Source organism: Clostridium sp. (genome assembly GCF_050717635.1).
Lineage (GTDB): Bacteria > Bacillota > Clostridia > Clostridiales > Clostridiaceae > Clostridium_AD.
In genome coordinates, this window is sequence record NZ_JBOITO010000025.1 from 20469 (window position 1) to 37352 (window position 16884).

Annotated in this window: 15 protein-coding genes, 5 tRNA genes and 1 riboswitch; of the genes, 19 read left to right on the forward strand and 1 reads right to left on the reverse strand. The window is 32.1% G+C overall.

All coding sequences use genetic code 11. The features are described 5' to 3' along the window. Positions 1-3: 3 nt before the first annotated feature. From atpD to ACREWB_RS10910, 8 genes are all read left to right on the forward strand, one after another. Positions 4-1401, forward strand: a complete 1398-nt coding sequence (atpD, locus tag ACREWB_RS10875; protein WP_431547466.1) for a F0F1 ATP synthase subunit beta — start codon at positions 4-6, stop codon at positions 1399-1401. A 45-nt stretch (positions 1402-1446) separates the two neighbouring features. After that, the gene (locus ACREWB_RS10880; protein ID WP_431547604.1) at positions 1447-1845 is read left to right on the forward strand and encodes a F0F1 ATP synthase subunit epsilon; all 399 of its coding nucleotides are present in this window, start codon (positions 1447-1449) and stop codon (positions 1843-1845) included. A gap of 304 nt (positions 1846-2149) precedes the next feature. Next, complete coding sequence (locus tag ACREWB_RS10885) at positions 2150-2863, forward strand: YwmB family TATA-box binding protein (RefSeq protein WP_431547467.1); 714 nt, start codon at positions 2150-2152, stop codon at positions 2861-2863. A gap of 27 nt (positions 2864-2890) precedes the next feature. Continuing rightward, entirely contained in the window at positions 2891-4162 is a 1272-nt protein-coding gene (gene murA, locus ACREWB_RS10890) for a UDP-N-acetylglucosamine 1-carboxyvinyltransferase (protein ID WP_431547468.1), read from the forward strand. Between the two features lie 152 nt (positions 4163-4314). Next, positions 4315-5367, forward strand: coding sequence for a stage II sporulation protein D (gene spoIID / locus ACREWB_RS10895; RefSeq protein WP_431547469.1), 1053 nt, complete (start codon positions 4315-4317; stop codon positions 5365-5367). Positions 5368-5576: 209 nt separating this feature from the next. Beyond that, positions 5577-6359, forward strand: coding sequence for a peptidoglycan DD-metalloendopeptidase family protein (locus ACREWB_RS10900; protein ID WP_431547470.1), 783 nt, complete (start codon positions 5577-5579; stop codon positions 6357-6359). A 119-nt stretch (positions 6360-6478) separates the two neighbouring features. Next, positions 6479-6733 carry a sporulation transcriptional regulator SpoIIID gene (gene spoIIID, locus ACREWB_RS10905; protein ID WP_431547471.1) on the forward strand — a complete coding sequence of 85 codons (255 nt, stop codon included), beginning with the start codon at positions 6479-6481 and terminating at the stop codon, positions 6731-6733. 126 nt (positions 6734-6859) lie between these two features. After that, positions 6860-7894 carry a rod shape-determining protein gene (locus ACREWB_RS10910; protein WP_431547472.1) on the forward strand — a complete coding sequence of 345 codons (1035 nt, stop codon included), beginning with the start codon at positions 6860-6862 and terminating at the stop codon, positions 7892-7894. A gap of 87 nt (positions 7895-7981) precedes the next feature. Here ACREWB_RS10910 and yyaC read toward each other — a convergent pair whose 3' ends face one another. Beyond that, on the reverse strand, positions 7982-8533 hold the full coding sequence (gene yyaC, locus ACREWB_RS10915; protein WP_431547473.1) for a spore protease YyaC: 552 nt from the start codon (positions 8531-8533) through the stop codon (positions 7982-7984). A gap of 131 nt (positions 8534-8664) precedes the next feature. On the opposite strand from yyaC, the gene ACREWB_RS10920 reads away from it, so the two are divergent. From ACREWB_RS10920 to hpf, 11 genes are all read left to right on the forward strand, one after another. Then, entirely contained in the window at positions 8665-9333 is a 669-nt protein-coding gene (locus tag ACREWB_RS10920; RefSeq protein WP_431547474.1) for a hypothetical protein, read from the forward strand. 84 nt (positions 9334-9417) lie between these two features. Beyond that, positions 9418-9492, forward strand: a tRNA-Thr gene (locus ACREWB_RS10925). A gap of 5 nt (positions 9493-9497) precedes the next feature. Beyond that, positions 9498-9582: transfer RNA gene (locus ACREWB_RS10930), tRNA-Tyr, on the forward strand. Between the two features lie 37 nt (positions 9583-9619). After that, positions 9620-9695 (forward strand) — tRNA-Val (locus ACREWB_RS10935). Between the two features lie 62 nt (positions 9696-9757). After that, a tRNA-Tyr gene (locus tag ACREWB_RS10940) sits at positions 9758-9842 on the forward strand. Positions 9843-9927: 85 nt separating this feature from the next. After that, positions 9928-10012, forward strand: a tRNA-Tyr gene (locus ACREWB_RS10945). Positions 10013-10121: 109 nt separating this feature from the next. Then, a riboswitch (SAM riboswitch) is annotated at positions 10122-10224 on the forward strand. 81 nt (positions 10225-10305) lie between these two features. Beyond that, the gene (gene metK, locus ACREWB_RS10950) at positions 10306-11481 is read left to right on the forward strand and encodes a methionine adenosyltransferase (RefSeq protein WP_431547475.1); all 1176 of its coding nucleotides are present in this window, start codon (positions 10306-10308) and stop codon (positions 11479-11481) included. Between the two features lie 219 nt (positions 11482-11700). Further along, positions 11701-13932 (forward strand): SF1B family DNA helicase RecD2, encoded by a 2232-nt coding sequence (gene recD2 / locus ACREWB_RS10955; protein ID WP_431547476.1) that lies wholly within the window; start codon positions 11701-11703, stop codon positions 13930-13932. A 50-nt stretch (positions 13933-13982) separates the two neighbouring features. After that, complete coding sequence (locus ACREWB_RS10960; RefSeq protein WP_431547477.1) at positions 13983-15011, forward strand: hypothetical protein; 1029 nt, start codon at positions 13983-13985, stop codon at positions 15009-15011. After that, positions 14984-15664: a ComF family protein gene (locus ACREWB_RS10965; protein WP_431547478.1), complete on the forward strand. Its 681-nt coding sequence runs from the start codon at positions 14984-14986 to the stop codon at positions 15662-15664. The genes ACREWB_RS10960 and ACREWB_RS10965 overlap by 28 nt, the downstream gene beginning before the upstream one ends. Before the next feature lie 513 nt (positions 15665-16177). Further along, positions 16178-16708: a ribosome hibernation-promoting factor, HPF/YfiA family gene (hpf, locus tag ACREWB_RS10970; protein WP_431547479.1), complete on the forward strand. Its 531-nt coding sequence runs from the start codon at positions 16178-16180 to the stop codon at positions 16706-16708. The last annotated feature ends 176 nt before the right edge of the window (positions 16709-16884 follow it).

Here is a 16884-nt window from a genome sequence, read left to right on the forward strand (position 1 = left end):
GAAGTGCCAGGACATATAGGAAAAGTAGTACAAATAATAGGGCCTGTTATAGACATAAAGTTTGAATCAGAGGGCCTTCCTAATATTCACAATAGCATTGAAATTCAGATGGAAGATAGAGTTATCGTAGCTGAGGTTGAGCAACATATCGGTGATGATATTATAAGATCAATAGCTATGGAAAGCACAGAAGGGTTAAGGAGAGGATTAAAAGCTGTTGATACTGGAAATCCAATATCAGTCCCAGTTGGAAATGTAGTACTGGGAAGGCTATTTAATGTTCTTGGAAAACCTATTGATGAAATGGGAGAAGTTGTGGCGGATAAATACATGCCTATTCATAGATTAGCCCCAACCTTTGAAGAGCAGTCTGTTAACCCAGAAATGTTTGAAACAGGTATTAAGGTAATAGACTTAATAGCACCTTATCAATTGGGCGGTAAAATTGGACTTTTTGGTGGTGCAGGGGTTGGTAAAACGGTCCTTATTCAAGAACTTATGAACAATATTGCAAAAGAAAATAATGGACTTTCGGTATTTACAGGAGTTGGGGAGAGAACAAGAGAAGGTAATGACCTTTATAATGAAATGAAAGAGTCGGGAGTTATAGATAAAACGGCATTAGTTTTTGGCCAGATGAATGAGCCGCCAGGAGCTAGAATGAGAGTTGCTTTAACTGGTCTTACCATGTGTGAGCATTTTAGAGATCAGGGGCAAGATGTACTGTTATTTATAGATAATATTTTTAGATTTACACAGGCTGGTTCAGAAGTGTCAGCACTCCTTGGAAGAATACCAAGTGCTGTTGGGTATCAACCAACACTGGCTACGGAGATGGGAGCACTTCAAGAGAGAATTACATCTACGAAACAAGGATCTATTACATCGGTGCAGGCTGTGTATGTACCGGCAGATGACTTAACAGACCCAGCACCGGCTGCTACATTTACTCATCTCGATGCTACTACGGTACTCTCTAGAGGAATAGTTGAGCTTGGTATTTATCCGGCAGTAGACCCGCTAGAATCTACCTCAACAATGCTTGATCCTAGGATAGTTGGTAGAGAACATTATGATGTTACAATAAAGGTTAGACATATATTAGAAAGATATAAAGAACTTCAAGATATTATTGCAATACTTGGTATAGATGAATTATCTGAAGAGGATAAAACGGTAGTACTAAGGGCGAGAAAGGTTCAAAGATTTTTCTCACAACCATTTACTGTTGCAGAACAATTTACTGGAATGAAGGGCAAATTTGTTAAGGTAAAAGAAACAGTAAGAGGGTTTAAAGAAATACTTGAAGGCAAGCATGACAAATTACCAGAAGCAGCATTTATGTTTGTTGGTTCTATAGAAGAAGCAGTAGAAAAAGCAAAAACGCTAGCTAGTGAATAAGGCGTTTATAATAGAATATGAACAATGAAATGGAAGTGTTTTTATATGGAAAATCATATGAAGCTTACTATACTCACTCCTGAAAAAGAGTTTTATAGTGGTGAAATCCTCAGTTTGAATACGGAGAATGATGATGGTAGGTTTGGTATTCTTGCGAACCATGTTGCTATGATCTCTCCAACAAAACCTACAGTAACAAAATTTATCGAGTTAAATGGTAAAGACTTAAAAGCTTTTACGGGAGCAGGAATTTTAAGAGTGCATAATGAGGGCGTAGAAATGTTATGTAGTACCTGTGAATGGCCACAAGATATAGATTTAGCAAGAGCAAATAGAGCTAAAGAAAGAGCAGAAGAAAGATTGACTCATAAGGATGATATTGATGTTAAAAGAGCAGAAAATGCTATTTTAAGGGCGCTTATGAGAATAAAAACAAAAGAATAGGGAGTATAAAATGGAGATAAATTAATTTGTCTCCATTTTTTACGTCAAAAAATGAGGTTAAATTCTTTTAAGCACATTTTCGTCTAAGTTTTATATATTAATAATATAGAGAATAGACATATATAACAATCAATTCATAAGTTTAACTCTTATAAGATCCCCTATCTATACTATTTAATGAAATAGCCCTCTTCACATTTGTGCTGGGGGATGATTTTATTAATGGTAACAATATAAAGGTCCTTTTAAAGAATATAAAAGTAAATTATTGTCAATAATTCAATTAAAGGATAGGGGGATTAAAATGAAAAGAAAAAGTATTGTACTTTTGTGTATAGTAATATGTTTAATTATTTTTGGAATTAATGTTAGCTTTTCAGATGCGCAGGAGAAAATTAATTTATTTGATGAAATACTACTGGAAACTAAAGGTGAAATTTCAGAATATGGACTCAGGGTAAATTTTGAAACGAAAGAAATACCAAAGGAAGTATGTAACTATTTATTTCAAACATTAGATCTTGATAATAAAGAAATAAGATCAAAAATTTTTGAAAATGAAGATTACTACTCTATTGAGTTTTCAGGTGGGAATATTAAGGGATATATACAGGCTTTAAAAAGTAATAGCAAGCACGTAATAACTGTAAACATGAGCAAGATAGGTAATGAAAATGGACTGGTATCTCTTAAAAATAAAGTTAGCCTTAGCATTGGACATAGAGGGGAGAATATTAAATATTATCAATATTTGAAGGCAAAAATCAGAGAAAACAGTGAAAATGTAGAAGATATTTATAGCGTTAATCAAAGTATAATAAAGATTCTAGAATCGCATGGAACTAAAAACATTGAGACGGTTAATATTAATAGTGGATTAAGTACTGTGGCATATACGAAAAATTATAATGCCGTAGTAAATAATAACAAGCTAATTGATTTTAATTATGCTGTATGTAATTATTCATCTGGAAGGTACATTATCATAGGTACACCTGAAATAATTACAACTTATTGAAAATTAATAATATGGTGGAGGAAAAAAATGGATGAGTTAATAATAAGTGGTGGGAAAAAATTACAGGGGGAAGTGAATATTAGTGCATCTAAAAATGCAGTGCTTCCTATACTTGCAGCAACAATATTAAATGGTAATAGTTGTATCATTGAAAACGCACCTATGCTTGAAGATGTATTTGTAATATGTGAGGTATTAAAATCTCTTAAAGCAGATGTTAGTATAGATAAAATAAACAATAGAGTTAAAATTAATACTGCAAATCTATTTGATAATGATGCTAACGATGAATTAGTTAGAAAAATGAGGGCTTCTTTTTTAATAATGGGTCCGATGATTGGAAGGTTTGGAAACTTTAAAATTTCTTTGCCTGGTGGATGTAATATTGGAACCAGACCCATTGATCTACATTTAAAAGGATTATCTGCACTAGGTGCAGAGGTATCTGTAGGGCACGGATATGTGGAGGCAAAAGCTAAAAAATTAAGAGGCAATAACATATATTTAGATTATCCTTCAGTAGGTGCTACAGAAAATATAATGATGGCGGCCACACTAGCTGAGGGAGAAACAGTGATTGGAAATGCAGCAGAAGAACCAGAAATTGTAGATTTAGCGAGGTTTTTAAGGGCTATGGGAGCAGAAATAAGTGGAGAAGGCACAGATACTATTAGAATTTTGGGGGTCAAAGATTTTAAATTTAAAGAAGTCGTTTATAAACCCATTTATGATAGGATAGAGGCAGGAACATTTATGATAACTGCTGCAATAACAAAAAGCATGTTCAAAATCAATGGTACTGATCAAATTCATTTAAAACCAATAATAGCAAAACTTACGGAAATGGGAGTAGCGATTGAGGTTAATAGAAATAGTATAATAGTTGATGGTAGGAATAAGTTAAATCCAATAGATATAAAAACCATGCCATATCCAGGATTTCCAACGGATATGCAAGCTCAAATGATGAGTTTGTTATGTACTGTAAAAGGTACGAGCATAATTACAGAAACTATTTTTGAAAATAGGTTTATGCATGCTGTAGAACTCAAGAGAATGGGAGCAAATATAAAAATAGAAGGTAGAAGCGCAGTAATTGAAGGTATAGACAAGTTCACAGGTTCGGAAGTTAAAGCTACTGATTTAAGGGCAGGAGCGGCATTAATATTGGCAGGGCTTACAGCAGAGGGCCCCACTATAATAAGTGACATATATCATATTGATAGAGGATATGTTTGTATTGAAGAAAAATTAAGGGGTTTAGGAGCGGATATAAAAAGAGTAAGTTCTAGTAAATAATATAATGAAGTTTATTTACTTTTAATAATAAAATGATATAATTATTTATTTTTAATATAAAATATAATAAATTGGAATATATAAGTTAGTGTATATTCCAATTTTTTTTATGGTTTAAGTATTACTATATTGTATAGCGAGAGGAGAAAAAAATGAGAAGAGTTTTTATTACAAGACATTTGAAAAACTTTCTTTTGTTAATAGTTGCATTTATAGCATTTATAGTTATAACTTCTCTTTTAATAGTGGGAGGGGAAGGTAATAAAAGTACGAATAAAAAAGATTTTGTAAATAAATTTGAAATTAATGAAAGCGCTACTAAATATATTTCGCTTCCCAAAATTTCTAGTGTTAAAGTGCTTATCACAAAAGAAAATATTATACGGGACATTAATTTAGAAGAATATGTTACTGGGGTTGTTGCTTCTGAAATGCCGGCAGCTTTTGATATAGAAGCTTTAAAAGCTCAAGCAGTAGCTTCTAGGACCTATGCTTTAGCTCATATATCTGAATTAGATGGAGCACCTTGCAAAAATGGTAAAGGGGCTGATTTATGTGACACGGTCCATTGTCAAGTTTATAAGACTAAGGACGAATTAATAAGAGCATGGGAAAAGGCAAGCAAAAATTCAGGAGAAAAATACTTTCAAAAAATTAAAATGGCGGTTGAAAGTACGTCAGGGCAAGTATTAACCTATAATAGTAAATTAGTAATGGAGCCTTATTATTTTGCAACCAGTAGTGGCAAAACGGAAAATTCTGAAGATGTATTTAGTGGTAGTGTACCTTATTTAAAGAGTGTAGAAAGTCCAGGAGAAGAAAGAGCAGGAAGTTTTAAAAGTAGCAACATTTTTAAGTATAGTGAGCTTAGTAGAATTATAAATAACAATTATAATAATGCTAATTTATCACTAGCTAACATTAAGAAGGGAATAAAAATAATTGAGCGGAGTGAGGCTGGAAGCGTCAAGATTATCAAGGTAGGAAGTATAACCATGACAGGTAGTAAATTTAGGACTATGCTAGGGTTAAAGTCATCTAATTTTGAAATAGTGTTTAGCTTAAATGACGTAGAAATAAATTGCAGTGGATATGGTCATGGAGTAGGAATGAGCCAATGGGGTGCTGATGCAATGGCTAAGTCTGGAAAAAATTATATTGAAATATTAAATCATTATTATAGCGGTACTGTTATATCAAAATAAAAAATCATATAGTTAAGCTGGTTATTCTCTAAAAAAGATAACCGGTTTTTTTATTTATTCATTAAAATTGAAGGTAAATAAAAAAAGATTCATATAAATAATGGATTAAAGCTAAAAATAATACAAAAATATGAAATAAATAGAAAAAAATTTATAAAATATGTATGTTTTAATACATTATGGACAAAAATACAAGTGGAGGTGTTTGTATGGATAAGAAATCAAACAACAAAACATTAAATTTTTTTAAGAAGGAGGGCTTCTACGTTATTTTATTTGTTTGTTTATGTATAGTAGCTACTGTGGCATCTATATCATCAAGTAACAATAAAAAAGAAGTAGCAAGCAATCAACTAGAAACACAAAAACAACAAGCGAATGCAACAAAAGTTTTAAAAGAGAAAGAAAAAAAATATGAGGATGCGCTTCAAGTAAAAAAAGAAAATGAAGCTAAGACTCAGGTACTTAAGTCAGTACCTAATATTAAAAAGGTTACAACTACAAATTCAACTGCCCCGGTGTCTAAAACAATTAGTGTTAAATTTGAAAAACCTGTAGCTAATGGACTTCTTGCAAGGGCATATTCAAAAGATGTTGATGCAGTTTTGTGGACGACTACTGGGAGCTATAGTAACAATTTAGGGATTGATATTCATGTAAAGATAGGTGAACCGGTTCTAGCTGTTATGGCTGGAACAATCAAGGAAGTTGGTACTGATGTTACTAATCAAAAGGGTCAAATGGTTGTAATAGATCATGCAAATGGATTTGTTACCAGATATTCTAATTTGGATGCAAAGATATTAGTAAAGAAAGGCGATGTAGTAACTAAAAATCAAAAGCTTGGCAAAGTGGGAAACACTACTCTGAACTCATTTAATGAAGACTATGGTCCTCATTTGCATTTTGAAGTTTTGAAAAATAGTAAGAATGTAGACCCTGCGATTTATGTAACGTATGAAAAATATCAAACAGTAGAAACTAAAGAATAATCAAAAATCATACCAATCAGCCATTTTTACGAATTTATCGAAAAATGACTGATTGGAATGGAATTTAAAAGCAAGGTATTGCATATTTATAAATATACAAGGGTTTAGGAGGTAACACTTTGAAAGACTATATTGAAGATCGAGTACTGGAAGTTGCTAAGTATATTATTGAATCAAAAGCTACAATAAGAAGAACTGCCAAAGTGTTTGGAGTTAGCAAGAGCACTATACACAAGGATATGACGGAAAGACTACCTACAATAAATCCGCTGATTGCTAGCGAAGCAAAAACAATATTGGATATAAATAAAGCTGAGCGACATATTAGAGGAGGCAGGGCAACTAAACTTAAATACAAGGCAGTAGAGGGATAAAAACATTTGAAACTAAAAACTAAAAAATATTAAAGCAAAAAAAGAGGATTTTTTTATGGCTTTATAGAATAAAGTTTAGTATAATTTAAATAACGAATATACTAAAGAGCAGGAGTGAGTTTTGAGATGTTTTTTTTTCGATTAGGTACAGACATGGGAATAGATTTAGGCACAGCCACAGTACTTGTATATATTAAAGGTAAGGGTGTTATCTTGAAAGAGCCATCTGTTGTTGCCATAGATAGAAATTTAGATAGGGTATTGGCAGTTGGAGAAGAGGCTAGACAAATGATAGGGAGAACACCAGGCAATATTGTGGCCATACGTCCTATGAGGGACGGGGTTATTTCAGATTATGATATAACTGAAAAGATGTTAAAACATTTTATAAAGAAGGCTTGTGGTAAAAGAAGGCTGTCGGCTCCAAGAGTAGTAATATGCGTCCCTTGCGAAGCAACGGAAGTAGAGAGAAGGGCAGTAGAACATGCAGGTAGAAATGCTGGAGCTAAGAAAGTTTATCTTATAGAAGAACCGCTAGCAGCAGCAATTGGAGCAGGACTAGATATTACAAAAGCAAGTGGAAACATGGTCATTGATATTGGTGGTGGAACTACTGATGTTGCAGTTATTTCTTTAGGAGGTATGGTTGTACGCGAATCAATTAAGGTAGCTGGAGATAAATTTGATGAAGCCATTATAAAGTATATTAGAAAAAGACACAAATTGATGATTGGTGAGAGAACTGCAGAAAATTTAAAAATAAACATAGGTTGTGCGTGCAAACAAGATGAAGTAGCTACTATGGATATAAGAGGAAGAGATTTAATTACGGGTCTTCCTAAAAATTTAACAGTATCTTCGGAAGAAATGAGAGAGGCTTTAAAAGAAACAGTCAATTTAATAGCAGAATGTACACATTCCGTATTAGAAAAAACACCACCAGAACTTGCAGCAGATATAGCTGATAAAGGTATAGTTATGACAGGTGGGGGCTCATTATTAAAGGGATTAGATAAGCTTATACAAGAATTTACTAGAGTTCCAGTATATCTTGCAGAGGATCCTATTTCCTGTGTAGCTATGGGAACAGGAAAAGTATTGGATTATATGGATAAGTTAGACAATTCATTTAATGGAGGAGAAATATATACAAGGGATTAAAAAGTGTAAACAAGCTATATAAACAAGCAATACAATTATTAGTTTAATTGTATTGCTTGTTTATGTTTATACGGTATATATTTGATTTTAAACGGGACTTAAGCTTTTTTCCTTGGCACAGGAATATAAATAATATGAATGCAAAAGGGATCTACTTAAAACACTTGCCATTTCCATTACTAAACTGAGCCTTATGTTTCTATTAGTGAAGAGTTCACTATCATCACTGGAATCTACTATACCTATCAAAGATACGTTACCTACCTTGGGAAGTGTTTTTCCAACGCCTTTACCAGGATGAATGGGATAATTTCTAGCTTGGATTTCACCTATATTTAAGACGTCTCCTAAACATGCATCTACACCTATTATAGTGCAATTGGGATGTAAAGCATTTATTTTAGCTAGCTTACTATCTATATTTAATGCATGGATTGGGTTATCAATTGTGCCATATACAGGTAAGGGAAAGGAACTATCTTTTAAAAATGTACCTACTAGAGGACCTAGACAATCACCTATACATCTATCGGTGCCTATGCAAACAATTAAAGTATTGTCATCGATATAGTCTTTTAAAAAATTAGAAATTGTATAGTAGGCTAAAGGATCTTTATAATCGGTCTTAGCTTTACTCAAGAAATATACCTCCTTATGTTCCTATCAATAATTTATATGAATAAATTTCAACTATTATTATTATAAAAGAATAAAAAAGTGATTATTTGGCAAATAATTTATGTATATTAATTATTTGAGGGGATGTTCTTATGGGAAAAAAATATTCACGATGGATTATTATTCTTTTTACAGTTATAAGTGTTACGACTATGAACTTGTATAGCGACTATATAAGTAATAGGAATCAATATGAGAAAAATGAAATATTTAAACAAACAGTAGTAGAGAGTAACAGTAATTTAATTCCAAGCAAAAATGCCGATATAGAAACTCCTTATGTGAAAGATAATTTAGAGGAAGGGGATATGCCAGATGAAAAAGTTAGTAGTGATATTAAAAGTAAAGGTGAAAATAGTACTGCTAGTTTGGATGCAGGTTCATCTAAGGCAGATATAGAAGAAACTGCGGTGGACAAATATATATGTAATAAAAAATATTTACTTAAAGAGTGGTACAGTCTAGAAGATAACAATTATGATAATAAAAAAAATGAACAATCAGTGTTTAAAGTATCAACAGGGAAAATAATAGAAAACTTAACTGCCGCTGATAAGATAAAGTTGTTATATGTAAGTATTAAGTTAGGCAAAGAGGATTATAAAAAAGTTAAAAACTATTTGTATGCGCAGGATGCCGAGGATGGGGTTCTTAAAGCGTTGAAATTATTAAAAGAAAACTTATCGGAAAAGGAATATGAAAAAGTGCGAATTATAGCTGGAAAGTTTATAGACATGGAGCTTGCGGAGAAATTATATTAATCATAAAAAAAACACTTGAAATTAAGTAAATAATATTGTATAATGATTCTTGTCGACAAGATAAAGCGATAAATAATATAATAGGCTGGCATGGCTCAACGGTAGAGCAGCTGACTTGTAATCAGCAGGTTGTAGGTTCAATTCCTATTGCCAGCTCCATAATTGGAGGAGTTCCCGAGTGGCCAAAGGGGGCAGACTGTAAATCTGTTACGTAATGTTTCGATGGTTCGAATCCATCTTCCTCCACCATTTATGTTATTATATAATATGCATTATTTTAAAGTTTGGGAGCATAGCTCAGCTGGGAGAGCATCTGCCTTACAAGCAGAGGGTCACAGGTTCGAACCCTGTTGTTCCCACCATAAACAATTTTTTAAATTTCATAGATTAACATGTGTATATGAATTTTGTTAGTCATATAATTGGAGGAGTTCCCGAGTGGCCAAAGGGGGCAGACTGTAAATCTGTTACGTAATGTTTCGATGGTTCGAATCCATCTTCCTCCACCATTTATTATTAGAAGATTGTAAGGCATAAGAAAAAAGTTTATATTAGCAGGTTGTAAGGTCAATTCTTATTGCCAGCTTCATATATGGAGGAGTTCCCGAGTGGCCAAAGGGGGCAGACTGTAAATCTGTTACGTAATGTTTCGATGGTTCGAATCCATCTTCCTCCACCAAAAGACATCTTAAGATGTCTTTTTTATTTATTTTAGTTTTATGTGTGTATAGGATTTATTGACACTATTAAATTTATGTGGTAGTATAATTAAAACTTAATATTGTTAACTCTTATCAAGAGAGGTGGAGGGAAAAAGGCCCTATGAAACCCGGCAACCGGTGCAATACACCATGGTGCCAATTCCTGCAGATATATTCTGCGAGATAAGAAAGATGTTTAAAACACCTCTTCTTATAGTTAGAAGGGGTTTTATTTTTTTGAAAATTTTTAATATCAGAAAGGAGAATTATAATGAAAAGATTATTTACATCAGAATCAGTTACAGAAGGACATCCAGATAAAATTTGCGATCAAATTTCAGATGCTATACTTGATGCTATTTTAGAACAAGATCCTTATGCTAGAGTTGCTTGTGAAACGGCGGTTACTACAGGAATGGTTTTAGTTATGGGAGAGATAACAACTAATTGTTATGTAGATGTTCCTAAAGTTGTTAGGGAAACTATTGAGGGTATAGGATATACTAGAGCAAAATATGGATTTGATGCTAGTACATGCGCTGTGATTACATCTATTGGAGAACAATCAGCAGATATAGCTATGGGAGTTAATGAGGCCTTAGAATCAAAGCTAGGTGGGTCTGATAAGACGGATTCAATAGGCGCTGGAGACCAAGGTATGATGTTTGGATTTGCAACTAATGAGACTCCAGAGTACATGCCACTTCCAATTGCTATGGCTCATAGACTTGCAAGAAGGTTAAGCGAAGTAAGAAAAGATGGCACTTTAGATTATTTAAGACCGGATGGAAAGACACAAGTTACTGTGGAGTATGAAGATAATAAGCCAGTAAGAATAGATACTATTGTTATTTCAACTCAACATGGAGATGAGGCATCTCATGATCAAATTGAAAATGATTTAATAGAGCATGTAATAAAACCTATAGTACCAAGTGAACTTTTGGATGCAAATACTAAATATTATATAAATCCAACAGGTAGATTTGTAATTGGAGGACCGCAAGGAGACTCTGGTTTAACAGGAAGAAAAATAATAGTGGATACTTATGGTGGATACGCAAGGCATGGCGGTGGAGCATTCTCTGGAAAAGATGCAACAAAAGTTGATAGATCAGCAGCGTATGCTGCAAGATGGGTTGCTAAAAATTTAGTAGCGGCAGGGATAGCAGATAAATTAGAAATTCAGCTAGCTTATGCAATAGGTTTAGCAAAACCAGTTTCTATAGAAGCTGAAACTTTTGGTACAGGTAAAATTGATGATGATAAAATTGTTGAAATAATCCAAAAGGTATTTGATTTAAGACCGGCTGTTATCATAAGAGAACTAGACCTTAGAAAACCAATATACAAACAGACAGCTGCATATGGACATTTTGGTAGAAACGATTTAGACCTGACTTGGGAAAAACTAAATAAGGTGGAAGAAATAAAAAAATATCTATAATAAATAAGATAGCAATTAACAGGGATAACAATTAATAATTGTTATCCCTGAACTTTTATCTAATATGTTGATTATTATTTAGAATTTTGATAAAACTTAAGACAGGGGTATACTGTAAATGAAAATATGAAATACATATGAAATACATATGATATAATAAAACTAATAGTAATAATAATATTATTGGTATCTTAAAAATTTATAAGTAGGAGAGATTTTATGCCAGAAATACAAGGAACCGTTGAAGATATAGTATTTCATAATGATGAAAATGGGTATATAATTGCACATTTGAATAATAATAAAGAGAAAATAACGATTGTTGGCATTGTGCCATATATTAGTGAAGGCCAGAATCTAAAATTAACAGGGGATTGGAATACTCACCCTAAATTTGGGAAGCAATTTACAATAACTTTATGTGAGGAAGTAATCCCGAGTTCAATTGTGGGTGTGGAAAAATATTTAGCATCAGGAGTAATTCAAGGAATTGGACCAGTAACTGCTAAAAAAATTGTACAGCGATTTGGTGAAGACACCATGAATATACTAGATAACCAAATTGAAAAATTAAAAGAGATTGATGGTGTAGGACAAAAAAAAATAGAACTGATTTTTCAGTCTTATTCTAAGCAACGAGAAGTTAAAACTATAATGATATTTCTTCAAACTTATGGAGTAACACCTAATCAATGCGTTAAAATATATAAAAAATATGGCGCAGAATCTATAAAAGTAGTAAAGGAGAATCCATATGTGTTAACTGAAACCATTGATGGTGTTGGGTTTAAAATTGCCGATAGGATAGCACAAAGTTTAGGAATCAATAAAGAATCTCCTTTTAGAATACAAAGTGGAATAAATTATGTGGTTAATGAGTTTTGTACTATGGGAAATACTTATATGCCCTTAAAGAAATTATACAATCAGGCTAAAAATATTCTGGGAGTTTCTGATGAGGAAATACAGAGTAATGTTTATGATAATGTAGTACAAGGAAAATTAAAAGTAGAAAATATTGATGAAGAAGAATGTGCATTTACTATACCTTTTTATTATTGTGAACTGGGGGTAACTAAAAAAATTATAACTTTATCTGTAGCTCAGTGTGATGCGCTTAATATAAATATTGAAGATAAAATCAAAGAATTTGAACAAGAAAAAAACATACAATTTGCAACGTCTCAAAAGGCTGCTATTTGTGGTGCCGTAGAGCATAGTATGGAAGTTATAACAGGGGGGCCTGGAACAGGGAAAACTACTATAATCAACTGTATAACAGAAGTATTTGAAGGAGCAGGAATGAAAGTGCTCATGGCTGCACCTACTGGACGCGCTGCTAAAAGAATGACAGAGACTACCGGGCACGCCGCAAAAACAATACATAGGTTACTTGAGATTGGTATGGGTGGTGATGATGGAACGCAGTTTTTTAAAAGTGAGGAATCGCCTTTAGATTGTGATGTGCTCATTATAGATGAAGCATCTATGATAGATATTATGCTTATGAACAGCCTACTCAAAGCTATAAGTATAGGGACTAGGCTTATAATTGTTGGTGATGTTGATCAATTGCCGTCTGTAGGACCGGGGAATGTATTAAGGGACATTATTGAAAGCAAATGTGTTACAGTAGTGAAACTCAATGAAATTTTTCGGCAAGCTAAAGAAAGCATGATTATTGTGAATGCTCATAAAATTAATAATGGTGAGATGCCTATTTTAAATAAAAGGGGTAAAGATTTTTATTTTATTGAAAATAATGATCCGGAAAAAACATTAGATAGTATAATTAACTTAATTAACGCAAGACTACCTAAATTTAATAAAGAATGGGATAAAATGAAGGATATTCAAATACTATCACCTATGAGAAAAGGAATACTTGGTATAGAAAATTTAAATGAAAGGCTTCAAGAAATATTGAATCCAAAATCTAAAAATAAAAAAGAAAAGGACTATAGAAATACTATTTTTAGGGTAGGGGATAAGGTTATGCAAATTAAAAACAACTATTCTATAAAGTGGAATAAAACTACTGCAAAGGCTGAAGAAGGTACTGGGATTTTTAATGGCGACGTAGGGTATATTTACGATATTGATGATAATAATGAAAATGTTATAGTTGTTTTTGATGATAATAAACGTGTGGAATATGAAGGGGTATATTTAGATGAATTAGCTCTAGCATATGCTATTACAATTCATAAAAGCCAAGGAAGTGAGTTTCAAGTTGTAATTATGCCTATGTTTATGGGACCACCGCTTTTGATGAACAGAAACTTGCTTTATACTGGAATAACTAGAGCTAAAAATATGGTTATTTTAGTAGGTAAGATAAAGGCTATTAGTTTTATGAAAGATAATAACAGAAGTTTCGAAAGATATTCTGCGCTAAGATTTCGAATAAGACAGATAGTAGATGAGAACTTAAGTCTTGATGAAAATTAGGTCTGGCTAAGTCCTGTTGAAATAAATCACAACTGTGGAGGGTATTTTATATGTTTTTCTATTCGAAATTGAACCTTGGTAAAGAAAAAAATACAATTAGCAAAGAAATTTTAGGATATTCTTTGATTGGAAAAAAAAGAATAGATGTTATATCTGTATTTTACAATTCTTCTGATATATTGCTTGAAACTATAATTAAATATGCCAATGAAAAGAAAAACATGTTGTATATAACTAATGAAGAGAAGCCCAGTATTGATATTATTCACTTTTTAGAAAAATATACTAATTTAGGCGTGGATATATGTTATTCCGATTGTGAGTATAACGGGTTAAATGAGTATTTACATATATGCAATTACGAAAATGCGTCAAAACTTTTAGAGAAATTTGATTTGGTTATTTATAACGATATTAGGAGTTTTCCTAAATACAGCGAATTACAAATAAAAGAAGTATTACTAAAAATGTGCAAAGAGGATGGCACGGCAATAGCTTATTCCGTAGAGACTATCCTAAGCGAGTATGCTCCAATTATGTTCCCTCTAAAGAATAATAAAATTCCGATTATAGAACCTAGAATTATAACTACAAGAATAAATTTAAGCATTGACATACCACTAGTAGTATATGAATACTTAAAATGGTCAATTATATCTAATAGAAAGGTGATAATTTTTACACCCGATGAAGAAAAAGCTACAGCGGTATTTCAGTATCTAAGTAACTTTAAAGAGAAGCTAAGTGAAAATCTATTTTTATTTATTAGAAAGAAAAGTCCTGCTGATATTCTAATATCGTTTATGAAGCAACATAAGGGCATAATAGTAACTAATGATTTTGAAGAAAGTTATCTAGTATTTGATGCAGTTGATGTTATAGTTTACTTTGCGGATGATATTAAATTTAATCATAAGCAATTATTATATTTATCAAGTAAGGTTGGAAGAAATGAGAATGTACAAAGGGGAGAAGCGATATTTTTAGCTAATATTGAAACTGAAGAAATGGATAAAGCTAGAAGTATGGCTAGAAAATTTAATCAGAAAGCGTGGGACAAAGGATTATTAAATATATAAAAAACATACTTTATTGTTTAGCACGACTTATATATTCAGGGGACGAGTGTTGTGTAATCTGTAGTGGATATAGTGAAGAAATCGAACCATTATGTACTAAATGTAGGGAAAAATTGAGGCCATGCGAAGATCATTTTTATATAGGGAATAATGATGAAAGGTATCTAGTTTTGTCAGTATTTTACTATTCAAATATTGTAAAAGAGTTAATCATTAGACTTAAGTATAGAAGTGACTTTATCTGTGGAGAAATTTTGGCTAGGTATATGTTGGAATTTATAAAAGAAAAAAATTTGCAATTTGACTTAATAGCATATGTACCTATGACAAAAAGCGCACTGAAAAATAGAGGGTATAACCAAAGTGAGTTTTTAGCAAATTATTTATCGCGGTGGTTAGATATACCAGTTATTTGCAATTTAATTAAAATTATGGATACGAAGGATCAAATTGGTCTAAATGGTGAAGAGCGGTGGGAAAATATGAAGACCTGCTTTGCAATTGAAGCAAATGATCATATGATAAATAAAAAAATACTACTTATTGATGACGTTATAACCACTGGGGCTACTGCGTTTCATTGTGCTAGCAATTTGAAAAAAAGTAAAATAGGCAATGTTTGCATATTGACTATAGCTAAAAGTAGAGTATAATTCTTAGTGTAGTAAGTTAGGTTTGTGGTTGAAAGTCGATGCCAGTCGCAGGCGAAACGATCCACGTAAGTTAAACAAAGTTTAGTGAGCATGGTGCGGCTTAGAGGTTAGTCCTGCCGCCATAATAGGCGAGAGTGTAAGTAGTGAGAGGTTAAATCCGAGTAGCAAAAGCTCCAGCAGGCGAGTGTGGGGTCAAAGACCAGGTCAACTAACTTAATATATAAAAACTCCTGATATTATATTAGGAGTTTTTATATATTAAGACGCAAAAAATGACTTAATTAATGTAAAAAAAAATATCATAAAATTCAGTTGAAGACAATGTGTAGGATACCTCAATAAACAGGGTAATAATAAGGCATATTGAGTTATTTTACTTTAAATTGCGTTAATATTATGTGAATTCTAAATTTAGTGGTTGTTTTTTAAGATGAAAAGTAATACAATACTTATAACAACATATAACATGCTTTTAATAAAGCAGTATATATACATTAGAGAGGGGCTGTAAGTATGAAAGTTAACGTGATAGGAAAAAATATTGAGATAACAGAAGCCTTGAAAAATATTATAGAAAAGAAGATATCCAAATTTGATAGGTATTTTAATCCGGATGTGGAAGCTAAGACGACGCTTAGTGTTCAAAAGAATAGACACACCATAGAAATTACAATTCCTTTTAATGGAGTTATTTTAAGGGCAGAAGAGCAAAATGATGATATGTATGCTTCTTTAGACCTTGCTGTTGATAAATTAGAAAGACAAATTAGAAAACATAAAACAAAATTAGAAAAACGGGCTCATGGAAATTCTCTTAAATTTCAGGGTATTCCCAAATATGAAAATATTGAAGATGATGATGATATCAAAATAGTAAGGACAAAGAAATTTGCGTTCAAGCCTATGTCAGCAGAAGAAGCAGTACTTCAAATGGAATTAGTTGGTCATAGCTTTTTCGTATATATGAATGACGATACTTCAGAGGTTAACGTAGTATATAAAAGAAAAGATGGAAATTATGGTTTGATAGAATCAGAATTCTAAAAAGATATACCAAGTTTAAAGGATTAAAGTGTGAATATCTACTTTAATCCTTTTTTAATTTTAAAAAAATATGATATAAAATCATTGAATTTATTTACAAAATTTATGGGAAGTATAAGTTGAATAGCTAAGAATTAAGTGATATACTTAACAAGTGTATATTTTAAAGAAAAATG

Coding starts and splice junctions, on each gene's coding strand:
- ACREWB_RS10880 (WP_431547604.1), top strand. CDS start 1,447: ATGGAAAATCATATGAAGCTTACTATACTCACTCCTGAAAAAGAGTTT.
- ACREWB_RS10885 (WP_431547467.1), top strand. CDS start 2,150: ATGAAAAGAAAAAGTATTGTACTTTTGTGTATAGTAATATGTTTAATT.
- murA (WP_431547468.1), top strand. CDS start 2,891: ATGGATGAGTTAATAATAAGTGGTGGGAAAAAATTACAGGGGGAAGTG.
- spoIID (WP_431547469.1), top strand. CDS start 4,315: ATGAGAAGAGTTTTTATTACAAGACATTTGAAAAACTTTCTTTTGTTA.
- ACREWB_RS10900 (WP_431547470.1), top strand. CDS start 5,577: ATGGATAAGAAATCAAACAACAAAACATTAAATTTTTTTAAGAAGGAG.
- ACREWB_RS10910 (WP_431547472.1), top strand. CDS start 6,860: ATGTTTTTTTTTCGATTAGGTACAGACATGGGAATAGATTTAGGCACA.
- ACREWB_RS10920 (WP_431547474.1), top strand. CDS start 8,665: ATGGGAAAAAAATATTCACGATGGATTATTATTCTTTTTACAGTTATA.
- metK (WP_431547475.1), top strand. CDS start 10,306: ATGAAAAGATTATTTACATCAGAATCAGTTACAGAAGGACATCCAGAT.
- recD2 (WP_431547476.1), top strand. CDS start 11,701: ATGCCAGAAATACAAGGAACCGTTGAAGATATAGTATTTCATAATGAT.
- ACREWB_RS10960 (WP_431547477.1), top strand. CDS start 13,983: ATGTTTTTCTATTCGAAATTGAACCTTGGTAAAGAAAAAAATACAATT.
- hpf (WP_431547479.1), top strand. CDS start 16,178: ATGAAAGTTAACGTGATAGGAAAAAATATTGAGATAACAGAAGCCTTG.